This window comes from Gimesia panareensis, from assembly GCF_007748155.1.
Taxonomy (GTDB): Bacteria; Planctomycetota; Planctomycetia; order Planctomycetales; family Planctomycetaceae; genus Gimesia; species Gimesia panareensis.
On sequence record NZ_CP037421.1, the window covers coordinates 3,586,850 to 3,602,075 of the forward strand.

Sequence of the window (15,226 nt, forward strand, 5' to 3'; positions counted from 1 at the left end):
TTTAATCACCTGACGAGCTTTCACCAAGGGGGATTCTCACCTGCAGGTCCGGTTTTCTCAGAAGAAACAAAGTTCCCCGGTTCAACGAGCGGCCAGGCGCTTCAGTTCCGGCTCCATTCGCTGCATTGCCTCGTCAAAACTGACCAGAGGTGCATATCCAAAGTCAAGCCGCGCACGACTGATGTCGTAATAGTGGGAACTGCTCAACTGTGAGGCGAGAAAGCGGGTCATTGGCGGTTCACCTGGCAGATGCAGAGTACGGTACAAAAACTCCAAAACCGCACCGATTCGGTTCGCCGCCCTGGCAGAGATCCGTTTCTGCACGGGTGGCAATCCCGCTGTCGTGAGCAACTGATTGATCCACTCCCACATCACCACTGGCTCTGGTTCATTGATAAAATAGGCTTGCCCTCCGACGGGAGAGTCAAAAAACAACCGCGCCGCAGCCTGCAGATGGGCGGCAGCCGCGTTTTCGACGTAACTCATCGAGATCAGATTGTCGCCGGTCCCGACCTGGCGTAATCGGCCCGATTTGGCACGCTGAATCAGCCGGGGGATCAGATGGTTATCGCGGGGTCCCCAGATCAGATGTGGCCGCAAAGCGACCGTCGCCAACCCCTGCTCACCATTGGCTGCCAGGACCGCCTTTTCGGCCAGCATTTTTGTATGAGGATAATGACAGAGAAAATTCTGGCTGTAGGGAAGCTTTTCACTGGCATTCTCATGGGGAGTGCCATCGTAAACTACGCTGGGTGAACTGGTGTAAATCAGCCGGGTCACCCCCTGCGTTTTGCAGGCATCCAGAACGTTCAATGTTCCCTGCGTATTGATGCCATAAAAATAATCCCACGGCCCCCAGATCCCGGAGACTGCAGCGGTATGATAGACGGTCTCGATGCCTGCGCAGGCCCGCTGTACCGCAGCAGCGTCCCGAATGTCTCCCTGAACCGTTTCCACATTCAGTTCTTTGAGACGCGGGTACTCCCCCCGACAGAAGACGCGTACCGTTTCGCCCGCTTGCACCAGTTGTTCGACGATATACAGCCCCAGGAAGCCGCCGCCCCCGGTCACGAGGACTTTCATCCGACCTGCCTTTCTGCCCATGGTGCCAGCTTCTCTCGGAAGATTTTGACATTATGCCGAATGTCGACGGGCAGCGAATGATGGAACAGCACGGTGCTGATCGATTTCGTCAGCGGATTTCCCTGCCCCAGTTCGAGCAGTTCTTCGGTGAGTTGCTCGCGCGCGGTTTGACTTTCGGGGAAGTCCCCCTGTTCCGGTTCCACGATGATCACGGGCCGCTGATTCGGCCTGGAGCCAACACCCACCAGGGCACTGCGATAGATCCGCGGATGCTGATTGAAAATCGCCTCGCAGCAGATAGTAAACATGGACCCTTCTGCTGTTTCGACCATGTGCGCTTTGCGACCACAGAACCAGAGCTTCCCCTGTCCATCCCGATAACCGACGTCCCCCATCCGATGCCAGAACCGTTCTCCATCCGGAATTTTGGCCAGACGCGTCGCTTCAGGACGCAGAAAATATTCGCGGGTGGCCATCGGTCCCTGCACGATGATCTCCCCAATCTCGCCAGTCGGCAATTCCACAGCCTGTTCGATCGATGCGATCGGATTGTTGTGGATCTGAATAATCTTGACCTGCACCCCGGGAAACGGCGTGCCGACGCAGGTCCCGGCTCCGGTAGCCGTCTGCTGCGAAGTTTCTTCCAGAACTTCCCTTCCACGGATAGAGGCCACAGGCAATGACTCCGTCGCCCCATAGGGAGTATTGATATCCGCGTCCGGGCTGGTAAATGTTTGACGCATCCGTTCAATCACGTGTACCGGTACCGGTGCACCCGCAGAAAGGACGCGCTTTAATGAAGGCAGTTTGATGTTGTGCGTTTCACAGTACCGGCCGATCTGATTCCACATCGCTGGAGAACCAAAGGCCTGCGTGACTCCCTGGTCATTCATCTGGCGGATGATTTTCCGTGGATCGACCCGGGCTGGCTTCGTCGGATCCATATCGGGCACGACCGTGGTCACCCCCATAGCTGAGTTGAACAGTGCAAACAGGGGAAATCCCGGCAGATCGACTTCTCCTGGTTGAATCTGGTAGTAATCGCGCAGCAGATCGACCTGGGACCAGAACATGCCGTGCTCATAGGCGACCCCTTTCGGCGGTCCGGTGCTCCCGCTGGTAAAAATGATCGCTGCCGGATCGGTACGGGTCCGGTGGACGATTTCAAAAGGCGTCCATTGTGCCCCGAGTAACCAGTGGTAGTCGATGCCCGAGGTCAAAACCGGTTTTCCCACTGTCACATTCAGCCGGGCTTTGGGAAAACTTCGTCGCTTGAGCTTGCGAAACAGCTGGGCCAGAGGAATTGCAACAAAGCCTTCCGGTTCTACTTCAGACAGGCAGCGAATGATATTCTTGCGGCCCATACCAGGATCAATCAGTATGATCACCGCCCCCGCTTTAAACATGGCAAATGTCAGAGCGATGAACTCCAGGCTGGGGCGCACCATCAGTGCCATCCGCGTGCCGGGTCTCACCCCCAGCTGGATCAGTCCCCGAGCCAGGCGATCACTCTCCTGATCCAGCTGTTGAAAGGTCAGGCTGCTGTAAGTATACCGCCCCCGTCGATCTTTCCCCGCTGGAAAGACAACTGCTTTTTGAAAAGGCCAGGCTTGAGCTGACTGGCGAAGACGGTCAGCTATGTTGAATTGAGCAGACATGGCAGACAGGTACGCAGCATCTGAAAAAGGGAAACATCCTTTACTGGCGAACCAGAATTTCCCCCTTCCCTAAGGCCAGAAAATCGCCGCAATAGCGTCGATATTCACTGCTGAAACAGTTCTCCGGTACCGGGAAACCGGCGTCTTTCAATTGTCGTAGAAAAAATGAGAGCCAGGTGGGCCGATACAGACACGAGTAACGGAACGTAGGCAGCAGTTCCGGCTCCCCAGCATCTCCCAGCAATCCGAGCGTCCCTCTCCGCATGCCGGCACCAGCCAGTGCTCCCATTGTTCCGAAAGTAAAGATGGAACCCGCAATCATATCAAAGCCGGTCGCGTCTCCCGCATTGCCGCCGATCACGATCGAACCACGCCGCATCCGCTGGCCTGCCTCATTTCCGACGTTCCCGTTGACTAAGATCGTGCCTCCCTGCATGCCCCGTTTACTGCCGGGAAAAGCAGCTCCCAGGAGATCACCGGCATTGCCTTGAATGCTGAGAGTGCCTCCCTTCATTTCGGTTGCTGCACAGTCTGCCACATCACCCTGGACGAGAATTTCGCCTCCGGTCATCTCAGCCCCCAGGTGCATACCCGCATTACCTTCGACGCGTATGCGACCTGTCGACAGACCAGCGCCAATATATTTAACACGGGAGCAATCACCACTGAAGACGATCAGATCCGGATCTGAGTCACTCTGCTGCACATCAAAGAAATCGCCCAGAGTCGACCGGCAGCTTCCGTGCAGGACCGGCAGTGCACAGACCTGCTTCAGCGACTGACCGCTCACTGAAGCATGACTCACCGAATCGACTTCAAGAGAAACCGTGAGTGTCTGTTTAAGCGTAAACTTGAGGGCCATTCGTGAGAGATTCTTTAATCAGCTGTTGACAGTTTTCTGGCCCATGTTGGACAGGCCTTCGATGAAGCGGCGTGCTGCCAGATAGTCATTGGGAAGCATATCCTTAATCTGTCCCCGCAACTGATTCTTCATCACCTGCGCCTCGTCATAAATCTCCTGAGAGATTTCAGAGGTAGCGCCGGTTGAGTCACGCAGCTTAAAGAGTTCCTGCAGCTTGTCACGAGAAGCCTTGTACTCATCCCCCATCAGCGCTTCGGGCCAGGAAATCTCTCCCGTTGCCGGATTCAGCTGACTGGCACTCAGGCTGCTATCAGTTTGAGTGAAACCAGGTTGATAATACACGGGGGTCCCGGATGCCAGACGTTTCTCATTTGCTTCGACCCGTTTCTGCCGCGCGGCTTCCTGCTGGGCTTCCCGTTCTTTCTCCATGGCAGCCTTTTCCTGGTTGTAGGCCCGCTGCGCCTTCTGCATCGAAACGTAAGTATCAGCCAGTTTTTTCTGGTTATCGATATACTTGCTCCGGGCATCCTGATAATTGACCATGGCTTTTGTGCGATCCAGCTGGGACTGTCCTTGAGCACGCACCAGATCGGCCATACCCTGATATCGGGAACCGAGAGCATCGACCGGAGAGCCCCAGCCTCCAGAGTAATAACCTCCGTACCAGGGGCTGTAGATAGCAGGGCTATACCGTCCAGGCCAGTAGTAAACATTGCTGCTTCTGTACCAGGGCCCTGCCATCAGGAAATGACCAGCAGAAAACAGCATTAAGATTCCCAGTCCACACAAGCTCATTTTCAAAGTGACTGTTTTCATTTTAGACCTCGGAGCGTAAATTGAGTGTTCCTCGCCCGACCGCTTGAAATCGGATTCGTTGCAGACGGCTTATGTGATTTCCTGATGAAACCGAGCAGAATTGCTTGATTTTTAAACTCACATCATGATATCTATTATAGCATAATGTTCTCGAATCTTTTTCGCCAGTCTTTCATCTGAAGGTAAGATGAATTCTTTGCTTATCACAGATGACTGGCTCTCGCAACGATCAGCTCCAGGAACCATGCTCATGCGTCAGTTACTTACTGCAGGACTCACTTTGGCGATCTGTCTGCTCTCGACTCCTTTCCTTTTCGCAGCCAGTACGGACGTCGATTCGCTGGTCCGGGAACTGAAAAGCGAAAATGAAGACGCGCAAGCACTCGCAGCCCACCAGCTGGGCGAACTGGGCCCCAGTGCCAAATCGGCGGTGCCGGCCTTAATCAATGTGGTCAAGGACGGCTCGGTCGCAGCCCGCAGTGAAGCGATTATCGCACTGGGCAAGATCGGACCGGATGCTGCTGCCGCAGTTCCCGAACTGGCCAAAATTCTGCGCGGCTATTCAGTGATTCTCAAGTATAACGCCCTGCAGTCACTCAGGCAGATCGGTCCCCAGGCGAAGCCTGCCATGAAGCAGATCAGCCCTCTGCTGGAAAGTAATAACTCCTATCTGAAAATCTCGGCTGCCTGGGCTGCAGCTAAAATCGATCCTGATAATGAAGAAATCCTGAAACAGGCCATTCCAATTCTGATGGAGGGGCTGAATGTTTCGATCAATGAAGTCCGCAACGATGCCGCACTGGGACTCTCACAGATTGGCGCCCCCGCTGTCAAACCGCTGCTGGCCACACTCAAACACGAACATCAGGCACAGCATACCGATGAATGTCGGCAGATCTGTGATGTTCTGGCACAGATGGGAGCCGGCGGCGAATCAGCCATTCCGACGTTGCTCAAAATCGTCGAAAAAATTGACGATCCCAGTCTGGTCTGGAGAGCCGCTCATGCTTTGGGAAATATCCGTTCCCAGCCCGACAAAGTCGTCCCTGCTCTGACTGGCCTGTTGACGAATGAATCACCGATCGTTCGTGCCCACGCCGCGATTTCCCTGGGAGACTTTGGCCCGGAAGCCAAATCCGCTGTTCCCGCTTTGACGAAGCTGCTGGCCGACCCTGAACTCAATGTCAAACTGGATGCGGCTACCGCACTGGGTGCGATCGGACCCGCTGCAGCTCCCGCAGTCCCCGAACTGGCCTCTGCAATGCAGGCAGGCCCTGTCGCACTGACCCTGACAAGCGCTTCCGCTCTGGCTGGGATTGGCGATGCCTCGGTCCCCGCATTAAACAAAATGCTCAAAGATGACTCACCACTCAAATTACTGGCGGTTCACGTGCTGGGTGAAATTGGTGCCGCATCCAAAGATTCCGTCCCGGAACTGCTCAAGCTGCTGGGCTCTCCTGATCCGGAAGTCAAAAATACCGCGATCACCAGCCTGGGAGAGATCGGACCGGCTGCCAAAGCTGCTGAGCCTGCATTACTGGATATCCTCAAGACATCTGAAGGCAAGACCCGGAATGCAGCCGTCTTCGCACTTTCTAAAATTGGCAGCGAGAAAGCGATCCCCCTGATTAAAAAATATGCTGCTGCCCCTGGGGATGACGAACGCCTGCAACTTGTCTGTGCCTGGGCGCTGGTCCGCAATAATCCCCACGATCCGGAAACCGTCAAAGCAGCCCTGCCGGGCCTGACGAAAGCACTCTCTGACGAACGTCCCCTGGTCCGTCGTGAAGCCGCGAATGCGATTTCCCTGATGGGCCCCCAGGCGAAATCTGCCATTCCTGCTTTAACCGCGGCCCTCAAAGAAGAGCAAAATCCACGGGTCATTCAGGAACTGATCACAGCCCTGGCGGAGATTGGTCCGGATGCCTCATCGGCGATTTCGACGATTGCCCCCTATCTGAATTCCGGCAATATCGATCTCAGACTGATCGCCACTTACGCCATGGCACGGTTCGGGAAAGCAGCCAAAGCAGAAGCGCCCCAGCTAGAAAAGTCACTCGATTCCAGCAACGGTATGGAAAACGCGGTCACACTCTGGGCACTGACTAAAATTGATCCGACACCAACACGGGCCGAAAAAGCGGCTCCCGTGATGGCGAAAGTGGTGACCGATCATCCCAATCCGGATGCCCGTCTGGAAGCCGCGATCAGCTTGGGTGACTACGGCATCAAAACCCCGGAAATTAAACAGGCTCTGGAAACCGCAACCAAAGATAAAGACCCGCGTGTTAAAAAGGCAGCGGAAGCAGCACTCAAAAAACTGAGCAGCTGATTCTCAGGGCCTGTTGCCTTTGATCAACATCTCCGCCGATTTGTTGATCAGATACAACATCCCAATTGCACCAGATCTACTGACAAGTACAGCGGCTCCGATCGAATGGGCAACAGTGTCGACGCGTAACAGCTGTCTGCAAACAACTTACGAGAACGAACGGCTCCAACTCCCTCGTCATTCACAGCAGACCGTTTGTGAGATTGGCTTCCCTCAGATACTGGCATGGATCTTGCGGTTCTAATCCTGCTGTATTGTGAGAGGACCTGAAATCGCACTTGGAACTTGTACGGGAGCTGCCATGATTACAGTTGCTGAAATCAACGACATTGATCGCATTGATCACTTTCGACTGGCGTGGCGTGCTCTACTCGGCAAAACCAAAGGAGCCACGTTTGCCCATTCCCCGGAATGGCTGGAACAATACTGGGCCCATTTCGGCAAAGATCTGAAACTCCGCGTTCTTCTGGTCACCTTACGAAACAAAATCATCGGGATTGTCCCTCTGGTCGTAAAACCGGTTTCCACGCCCCTGGGAACGCTCCGCGTCCTGACCTATCCACTGGACAGTTGGGGAACTTTCTTTGGCCAGATCGGTGGAAACCCGGCGGCGACTATGGTCACCGCCCTCAGGCATATTCGTTCCTCCCGTCGAGACTGGGACCTGATCGACCTGCGATACATTGACCAGGACGGACACGATCATCGAAGAACCTCCAATGCATTGAAATCAGTCGGCTACCAGGGGAGCCCTGCGATCTGGCGTCGATTGAGCATGGTAAACACCAGTGATACCAGTTGGATCGAGTATCTTGCCAGTCGTTCTCCTGAAACAAGAAACCGCATCGAACAGGCAGAGGAAATTACTGCACAGAGCGGACACGTTTCTTTCTACCGCTCACGCCTGGAAGATCCGCTGGCGCCGGGCTGGAATCCGCGTTGGGATCTCTGGGCTCAATTTGAACAGATGGATTTCCAGGCCGGCAAACAGACACTGATCGCGGGAGGAGAGTTTTCTCTCAAACAAAAACTGGCCTTTCTGAGGGACATCCATGGGCCAGCAGCCCGAGCTGGCATGGCGCGCATTGACGCATTGTTCGTCAACCACACCGTCGCCGCGTTTGCCTACGGTCTACAGTACGCTGCAGATACCGATTACCTGGCGCTGGGGCGTATGCCTGGTACATCACCAGAGACGCTCACAACCTTGCTCTCACAGATGATCCGGCAGTCCATCCAGGATGGAGAACCGGCCCTGAATCTGGGATTAGTCGGGCTGCCTTCTGCAGGCCTGTGGACAAATCAAATCCTGAAAAGCTATCGCTGCTCGCATTTTCCGCTGACTGCTCCCCGGACACAGTTACTGCGTTTGAACCGCTGGTTACAGAAACCGGCGCCCAGGCCGAAAGTCTCTCAAACAGAGGCTGTCCCGCCAGTGACAGAAACCAGAGAAACGCAGCCCAGTATCGAACTGGCAGCCGTGGCGCCTGATGACTGGCCAGTCGAACAACCAGTCCCGACACACACGAGTTCGGAGCGTCCCCCTTTCCGCATTGTCGGCTGAGGTCTTTGCAGAGTCCGGAAATCTGTTCTCACTCTGCGTTAGGGGCAAATTTCACGACCATCAGGGTGCGGTCGTCACCATCGTTGCCCCCTTCGAGGTGTTGCTGCAGTTTCGACCAAATGCCCTTCATCACCTCTTCTGCGGTATCTTCAATGTGATTTTCCAGAACCTTCATGATGCCATCGGAGCGGAACATTTTCCGTTCGCTGCTCATCGCTTCGCTGATGCCGTCACTGAACCCGACGATGATATCATTCTTACAGATGGGGATGACGGAATAGTCATAATCATTGGATTCCGTGACCCCCAGCAACATACCGTGCGAAGTCAGGGTCGTGATCTTCCCTTTATGCACCCAGAACGGAGCGGGATGCCCCGCATTGGTGTAAGTAAACGTCCGAGCCCGAGTGTCGATCACCCCATACATCATGCTCATGAACTGGTGAGGCAGTGACGTATGATACAGAGCCGTATTGATCCGACCGATGACGTGCCGTGTATCTTTGGCCTGTTCGATCGGTCCCTCGGTCAAGGTACGCAAGGCTCCGCGGACTGAAGCCATCACGACTGCAGCCGGGATACTGTCCCCTGAAGCATCGCCCAGCGCAAAACAGGTCACATACGGAGACAGAGAGATGAATTCGCAGAGATCGCCCCCCACTTCGTGATGGCTGATCGACTGGACCGCAGCCTGAAATTCTCGATCCCAGTCAGGCTCACGCGCCAGCTCCACGGGAAAGGATTCCGAAATCACCTTGAGTTCTTTTTTGAGGCGCAGCTGATTCTGACTTTCCTTGAGCAGAACGGCCCGTTCCAGGATGGTACTGACCTGGGCACCAATCGATTTCAGAATATGAATATCACGTTCATTCAGATGGCGTGCCCGGCGATCATAGGCCCACAATGTTCCAAAAGGCCCCGTCTCAGACTGCACGGAAACACAGACTCCCGTCAGGCATCCTTCAGGCAACCAGCGGGCCAGTTCCGGACTCTCCTGTCGATGCACGATCAGGGCTTCATTGGAAAAGGCTTCCAGATCAGGGGGAGATTCTTTGAGTTTTCGACGATGGAAGGGAATTTCGAACGAATGCAGGCAATATTGTACGCGAAGCGAGAGTTGATTGGATTCCGAATTCAACAGGAAAAAACCGGCAGCACGAAACCCGGTCAGCTGCAGCGCTGCTTCCAGCAGTTTCTGTAATGCATCCTGCAGGCCCTCCTGCCGGGTGACCGACAGGCCGACATCCATCAATGTCGTGACTTCACGGTTTTTGAGCTCCAGTGAAGAGCCCATGGTCTCGATCCGGGAAATCAGTCCCCCCACCAGTTCTGCCAGCTTGATTGCCGTCACAAACATGTGGTCATTCGCAGTCTCGTGGGGCAACGTCAGGTAAAGATATCCCAGAGTCTGCTTGCCGTCTTCGATCGATTCATACCAGCAGTACTTGGCATTCTGACAGAGCTCGGCTTCCAGGGACTTTCGCTCGCCGGGCTTGGCAGGCGTAAAATGCAGCGGCCAGCCAGTAATCTCCGTAAACTGATCACACAGACCATGAATCCATTCCAGGGGTTGTGCGGTGAGTACCTGTTCCATTACACCTGATCCAAGACGCCGAAACTGAGTTGAGTCGTTCAAGCATAGAATGCTCCTTCATCCTGTATCGTCCGCCTGAGCCCCAATAGCTTGACGCGCGTCTGACGGTAACGGTTAGAGCGGTTATAGAGAGCGAATTCACCTCAGAATCCGGAAATTATCCTGTTCGATTGAACTTGAGGCAAACCGAAAACGCTTAGCGGTAGCGTTCGATGATCGCACACCCGCAGGAATCACTCCAGACATTCACGGATGTGCGGCACATGTCCAGTACACGGTCAACAGCGATGATCACGCCCTGAGCTTCGAGAGGCAATCCTACTGCCTGCAGAACAATCGCCATCATCACCAGGCCGGCATGCGGAATCCCGGCGGCACCGATACTTGCCAGCAGCGCGGTAATCGCCACCAGGATCTGCTGCTGGACCGGCAATACTTCACCGGTATAAGCCTGAGCAATAAACAGCACCGCGACTGCTTCATAAAGTGCTGTCCCATCCATATTTATGGTGGCCCCCAGGGGCAGAACAAAGGAACTGACCTCGTTGGAGACCCCGGCATTCTCTTCGACGCAGCTGATTGTCAGCGGCAGGGTTCCGTTCGAAGACGCTGTCGAGAAAGCGGTCATCAATGCCGGCCCCATCGCGCGGGCGAATTCCAGTGGAGAACGCCGCGCAATGAATTTCAGCAGACAGGGTAGAATCACAGTCGCATGTATCAGCAAAGCGAGCAGTACCGCGACCATATACCAGCTGAGCGTCTTGAAGATCTCAATGCCCTGTGAGGAAACGGCATAAACCATAAAGGCCAACACGCCAATCGGGGCCAGACTGATGATAAACATCGTCATCCGCATCATGACTTCAAATCCCGCCTGGAAAATATCAGTCAGGGTTTTGGCATGCTTGCCCCCCACGAGAATGATGAAAATCCCGGACAGGATGCTGAATGAAATGATCGAAAGAAACTCCCCTTCCCCCAGTGAGTGAATAATATTGGTGGGAATCAGCCGATCGACCATATCCACAAAGATCGAGCCAATCGATTCCTGTCCTGAAGAAAGCGATCCGTTCCCCCCGGGAAGTTCTGCCCCGATCCCCGGACGGATCAGGTTCACGACAAAAATCCCGGTGAAGATGGCCAGCAGGCTGGTCGAGAGGTAATACAACAGTGTCCGCGAGAACATGGCTCCAAAGCGGGTCGCGTTTCCCAGGCTCGCAATCCCGGTGATCAGTGAGGTTACAATCAGGGGGATAGTCACCATCTTGAGCAGGCGCAGGAACAGGTCCCCGACCCACTTGGAAATCGCCATCACTTTCTGAGAAATCGTATTTCCGAACAGTTCATATTCCGTTTTCCATTGCGGATATTTCGCGACCAGTTCTTCGCCGTTCGCCGCGGTATATGTAGTGACCGTGATTTTTTTATTCACGGTTCGGGTATACGTCAGATGAACTTCGCGTGCCGAGTCCACGATATGAATCATCCGCCCACTGACTTCAATGGTCTGGGGTTCTTTCAGGTCGCCAGACACAAACAGTTTTTTCAGTTCAGGATACCTTTTCACCAGCGCATCGCGGTCGGGGAACTGATACGTCTGCTGATCGTGGTCCTGCTCCTCCTGGACTACCTGATAGCCACCACCTTGCGGGCTGACGGTCAGCGTCAGGGCTGCCAACTGAGTTTCCCCGGGATTAAACAGAAAACCTAGAACGGTCCCGGCGATTAACGCGATGAGGATCTGGTAATGCAGCGGCAGGTTCTTCATGAAACACCAACTTCCCGATTTCAACATGACTATGACTCACCAGACCACTGTCAGCATGCCCGCGTCTGTCGAACAGCAATGCTCGATACAGATCGAACCCGAACCGGAGGACCGAAGTCGATCCTCCGGCGGGTCCGGAAATACCTGATTTTAGTGGTTTTAACCCCGATATTCTTTCTTTGTCTCGGGTTTAGCTGCGAGCGCAATCGCATTCGAATGGCAGCCAGGCTCCATTTTCCTTGCTGCTGGCTACCGACTGCTGAATGAAGAACATTCCTTCCACACCATCATAGACGTTGGGATAGATCGTGTTTTTCGGTTCAAACGATTCACCGGTAATCCGCTGAATCATCGCATCAAAGGCTGAACGGTAAATGTTGGCAAACGCTTCAAAGAAGGCTTCCGGATGACCGGCGGGCAGACGACAGGCAGCCGCCCCTCCCTCATTCATGAACGGAGCGTTGGGATCACGGGTGTAAATTGCATGGGGTTGCCCGTTTCGGCGAACAATCATCTGGTTGGGTTCTTCCTGTCGCCAGGCCAGTGCCCCTTTGGTACCGTCAATTTCGATGAACAGATCGTTTTCGCGTCCGTGGGAAATCTGGCTGGCAGTCACGGTCCCCATTGCTCCGTTCTGGAAACGGATCACGGCGTGCCCATAGTCATCCAACTGACGTCCCGGGGCATAAATCTTGAGGTTACAGGAAATCTCAGCCGGCAGCAGGCCGGTCATGTAGCGTCCCAGGTTGTAGGCATGGGTAGCGATGTCGCCGAAGGCACCCGCTGCACCGGATTTCGACGGATCGGTTCGCCAGGCCGCCTGTTTCTGATCTTCCTCTTCAATGCGTTTGCGTAACCAGCCCTGAATGTAGTTCGAACGGACCGCCTGAATTTCACCAAATTCACCATTCAGGATCATTTCCCGTGCCATCCGTACCAGTGGATAGCCTGTGTAGTTGTGACTGACGGCAAAGACCACGCCTGATTTTTCAACCAGAGCTTTCAGTTCTTCCGCCTGTGCCAGATCGAAGGTCATCGGCTTATCACAGATTACATTGAATCCCGCTTCGACAGCGGCCCTGGCAATCGGGAAATGTGTGAAATTCGGGGTGGCGATACTGATAAAATCAACCCGCTGATCTTCGGGTAATGCGGATTCTTTTTCGATCAGCTCTTCGATGGAGCCATAGGCCCGTTCGGGAGGAATGTCATAAGCAGGCGCTGACGCTTTGGCTTTTTCCGGATTGGACGAGAGTGCACCTGCCACCAGTTCGGCACGATTATCCAGACAGGCAGCGATGGAATGCACACGACCGATAAACGAACCCTGTCCCCCACCGACAAGTGCCATTCGCAATTTACGTTTGAGCTGACCGTTCATAGTTTCCATTGTTGCATTCCTCCCCTTGTTGATTCATTCCAGACCCGTATGGATAGACGAGTTAGAGTTGAGCTGCGAGATGTTGAATCTGACCAGTCTGATTGACTGCCACTTACAAAGCAGCATACTTTTGACGGTTCGGAATTACAACCAATGCGATTTTCAGGGCGAATTTTCAATGCAAAACGCGCAGTTTCACATCCCGGTTTCCTCTCTGCTTTCATCTGAATCAAGTCTGGCGTAATCATGGAATCTTAGATACAATTGTGAATGTCAGCCTGTGTTCAGGCCGAATCGATTGGAAATCCTGATCGAAGTCAAAGAGGTTTTCTGCATTCAATGAGGGATCGGTGCGTCGGGCTCTACCAGTATCCCTAATTCAAACACACGAGGAGGCATTTGTGGTGAAGAAACAATACGGGGAACGCCGCTTTTTGTGGCTGACGGTCGGAGTGATCTGCGGCCTGTGCATGTCTTACTTCTGGCCACATGAACCGGCCATGGCGGTTGCTACAGACCGCGACGGCGACCGGTTTGCGATTACTACAGTTCCCACTCGCAGCGGGAACGCAGAAGGGGTATTTGTACTCGACTTCCTGACGGGACGCCTCCAGGGAGCGGTCATAAACTCACGCACTGGAAAATTCACTCACGCCTACTTTCGGAATCTGGCTGCTGACTTCAACGTAGATCCTACTGCCAAGCCGCATTATGTGATTGTCTCAGGGGAAGTTAATTTACCCGCTCAGGGACGCGCCCAGTTCGCAGAAGGGGGCCTCTATGTCGGTGAAATGTCTTCCGGGATGGTGATCTGCTACGCCTTCTCTTTCGTCTTCAACAATGCACCTTCCGCACCGCAACAGCTGCTGCCCATGGACCGGTTCCAGTTCCGTCAGGCACAGTAACCCAAACAGCAAAGAAACGAGACACCGACGAGAGCCTTTCACAGGCTCTCGTTTTTTATGCGCATAGCTCCCCGGATACAAATCGGAATGCTACTCGCGTTCACAAACCAGCGCTCGTGATTTGCCTTCCAGCCGGGCAATGACAAGGACGCCTGCCTCCTTCCCCTTAAGGGACAGTTTACGGCGAAGTGCTTCAATGGGCACAGGAATCCGACGGCACTTGATTTCCAGTTGTCCGAAATCAGCAGAGCGGAAATACTTCTTCAGGTCGCGATCCTGGTTCGGCAACTCATCCAGAATCCGGAATCGCCTAAAAAACGGAGACTCTACCAGGTCCGTTGAGGTCAGATATTCCTCTTCGGCATCCAGGCGGCTTAAACCAGACTCAGCAGCAGCTACATCCAGCAGACCGGAGCGAACCACAGCCGGATCGGGGTCATACAGATATTCGCCCGGCGGAGTGATGCTGGTATAAGCATCCATGGGATGACCGGCGATACTTGCGACTTCACCCGTTTTAGAAATTGAGGTCGCCCGGAACTCCGCTTCCCCCGCCAGTCTTCCGAACCAGATCGTTGCTTCCTTGCACTCACCATTCAGGCTGATCAGTTCGGTTTCTGTGCCGGGAAATTTCCCCGCGAAATTACTCGCCGGGCTGAGCTTGATCGCCCCCCCCTCAAATTCCTGAATCAGTTCGAGCAGCGTCTCGAGATCGGGCCGGTAATCTTCGATGCGAATCACCTTCCCACCGGAACCGGGTCGCCGGTCCGGATCGATGTGCAGTAAACCCTCACGGTCTTTGACCTCTTCGAGACGTTGATTGATCAGAGTCACCTGGTCCGCGACTTCATAGACTTCACTGTTCCAGCGGGCAAACTGGCAGAGCAGCGGCTCCAGATCGACGCCAGTCACCGTAGCATGTTGTGCCAGAGCAACCAGATCGCCCCCCATGCCACAGCAGAAGTCATACACGGTACCGGAAAATCGAGCTGCCTTGTACTGCGAGACGGCTTCGGGAGTAGCCTGCTCCAGGCTTTTTCTGTCGAACCACATCTGATCGGCGCGGGAGAACTTGGCACGTCCACGGACGCGGAGCTCCGCCAGGGTCAATGCGGCCCGGACCACATCTTCGGGATACTGTTCCCGCAGCTGTTTCTGTAACTGAAATTCGGTCCCCTTATGAGACTGGATCAGCTCAAAGATTTCCGGGGATTGATGTAACTGCCTGAAACATTCAAGCTCGGAGCGGGACTCACTGGACAT

At 54.3% G+C, this 15,226-nt stretch carries 11 protein-coding genes; 3 read left to right on the plus strand and 8 right to left on the minus strand.

What is annotated here, in order from left to right; all coding sequences use genetic code 11:
• Positions 1 to 81: 81 nt before the first annotated feature.
• Genes Enr10x_RS13620 through Enr10x_RS13635 form a run of 4 tightly spaced genes read right to left on the minus strand, consistent with a single transcriptional unit; the run spans position 82 to position 4,371 of the window.
• Entirely contained in the window at positions 82 to 1,104 is a 1,023-nt protein-coding gene (locus tag Enr10x_RS13620) for an NAD-dependent epimerase/dehydratase family protein (protein ID WP_232093383.1), read from the minus strand.
• The gene (locus tag Enr10x_RS13625; RefSeq protein ID WP_145449923.1) at positions 1,080 to 2,741 is read right to left on the minus strand and encodes a fatty acid CoA ligase family protein; all 1,662 of its coding nucleotides are present in this window, start codon (positions 2,739 to 2,741) and stop codon (positions 1,080 to 1,082) included. The genes Enr10x_RS13620 and Enr10x_RS13625 overlap by 25 nt, the downstream gene beginning before the upstream one ends.
• A gap of 40 nt (positions 2,742 to 2,781) precedes the next feature.
• Entirely contained in the window at positions 2,782 to 3,603 is an 822-nt protein-coding gene (locus Enr10x_RS13630) for a formylmethanofuran dehydrogenase subunit C (RefSeq protein ID WP_145449926.1), read from the minus strand.
• An 18-nt stretch (positions 3,604 to 3,621) separates the two neighbouring features.
• The gene (locus Enr10x_RS13635; RefSeq protein WP_145449930.1) at positions 3,622 to 4,371 is read right to left on the minus strand and encodes a hypothetical protein; all 750 of its coding nucleotides are present in this window, start codon (positions 4,369 to 4,371) and stop codon (positions 3,622 to 3,624) included.
• 298 nt (positions 4,372 to 4,669) lie between these two features.
• Between Enr10x_RS13635 and Enr10x_RS13640 the strand changes: the two genes are divergently transcribed.
• Together Enr10x_RS13640 and Enr10x_RS13645 are read left to right on the plus strand one after the other, a co-directional pair.
• Positions 4,670 to 6,751, plus strand: coding sequence for a HEAT repeat domain-containing protein (locus Enr10x_RS13640; RefSeq protein WP_197997601.1), 2,082 nt, complete (start codon positions 4,670 to 4,672; stop codon positions 6,749 to 6,751).
• Positions 6,752 to 7,052: 301 nt separating this feature from the next.
• On the plus strand, positions 7,053 to 8,315 hold the full coding sequence (locus Enr10x_RS13645; RefSeq protein ID WP_145449936.1) for a GNAT family N-acetyltransferase: 1,263 nt from the start codon (positions 7,053 to 7,055) through the stop codon (positions 8,313 to 8,315).
• Between the two features lie 28 nt (positions 8,316 to 8,343).
• Here Enr10x_RS13645 and Enr10x_RS13650 read toward each other — a convergent pair whose 3' ends face one another.
• From Enr10x_RS13650 to Enr10x_RS13660, 3 genes are all read right to left on the minus strand, one after another.
• Positions 8,344 to 9,909, minus strand: coding sequence for a PP2C family protein-serine/threonine phosphatase (locus tag Enr10x_RS13650; protein WP_145449939.1), 1,566 nt, complete (start codon positions 9,907 to 9,909; stop codon positions 8,344 to 8,346).
• Positions 9,910 to 10,105: 196 nt separating this feature from the next.
• Positions 10,106 to 11,677: a dicarboxylate/amino acid:cation symporter gene (locus Enr10x_RS13655; RefSeq protein ID WP_197997602.1), complete on the minus strand. Its 1,572-nt coding sequence runs from the start codon at positions 11,675 to 11,677 to the stop codon at positions 10,106 to 10,108.
• A 190-nt stretch (positions 11,678 to 11,867) separates the two neighbouring features.
• Positions 11,868 to 13,067 (minus strand): Gfo/Idh/MocA family protein, encoded by a 1,200-nt coding sequence (locus Enr10x_RS13660; protein ID WP_197997603.1) that lies wholly within the window; start codon positions 13,065 to 13,067, stop codon positions 11,868 to 11,870.
• A gap of 392 nt (positions 13,068 to 13,459) precedes the next feature.
• On the opposite strand from Enr10x_RS13660, the gene Enr10x_RS13665 reads away from it, so the two are divergent.
• Positions 13,460 to 13,963 (plus strand): hypothetical protein, encoded by a 504-nt coding sequence (locus tag Enr10x_RS13665; RefSeq protein WP_232093385.1) that lies wholly within the window; start codon positions 13,460 to 13,462, stop codon positions 13,961 to 13,963.
• A 90-nt stretch (positions 13,964 to 14,053) separates the two neighbouring features.
• Here the strand turns inward: Enr10x_RS13665 and Enr10x_RS13670 are convergent, their stop codons facing one another.
• Positions 14,054 to 15,226, minus strand: coding sequence for a class I SAM-dependent methyltransferase (locus tag Enr10x_RS13670; RefSeq protein WP_145449948.1), 1,173 nt, complete (start codon positions 15,224 to 15,226; stop codon positions 14,054 to 14,056).

Coding starts and splice junctions, on each gene's coding strand:
- Enr10x_RS13620 (WP_232093383.1), bottom strand. CDS start 1,104: ATGGGCAGAAAGGCAGGTCGGATGAAAGTCCTCGTGACCGGGGGCGGC.
- Enr10x_RS13625 (WP_145449923.1), bottom strand. CDS start 2,741: ATGTCTGCTCAATTCAACATAGCTGACCGTCTTCGCCAGTCAGCTCAA.
- Enr10x_RS13630 (WP_145449926.1), bottom strand. CDS start 3,603: ATGGCCCTCAAGTTTACGCTTAAACAGACACTCACGGTTTCTCTTGAA.
- Enr10x_RS13635 (WP_145449930.1), bottom strand. CDS start 4,371: ATGCTGTTTTCTGCTGGTCATTTCCTGATGGCAGGGCCCTGGTACAGA.
- Enr10x_RS13640 (WP_197997601.1), top strand. CDS start 4,670: ATGCGTCAGTTACTTACTGCAGGACTCACTTTGGCGATCTGTCTGCTC.
- Enr10x_RS13645 (WP_145449936.1), top strand. CDS start 7,053: ATGATTACAGTTGCTGAAATCAACGACATTGATCGCATTGATCACTTT.
- Enr10x_RS13650 (WP_145449939.1), bottom strand. CDS start 9,909: ATGGAACAGGTACTCACCGCACAACCCCTGGAATGGATTCATGGTCTG.
- Enr10x_RS13655 (WP_197997602.1), bottom strand. CDS start 11,677: ATGAAGAACCTGCCGCTGCATTACCAGATCCTCATCGCGTTAATCGCC.
- Enr10x_RS13660 (WP_197997603.1), bottom strand. CDS start 13,067: ATGGAAACTATGAACGGTCAGCTCAAACGTAAATTGCGAATGGCACTT.
- Enr10x_RS13670 (WP_145449948.1), bottom strand. CDS start 15,226: ATGTCCAGTGAGTCCCGCTCCGAGCTTGAATGTTTCAGGCAGTTACAT.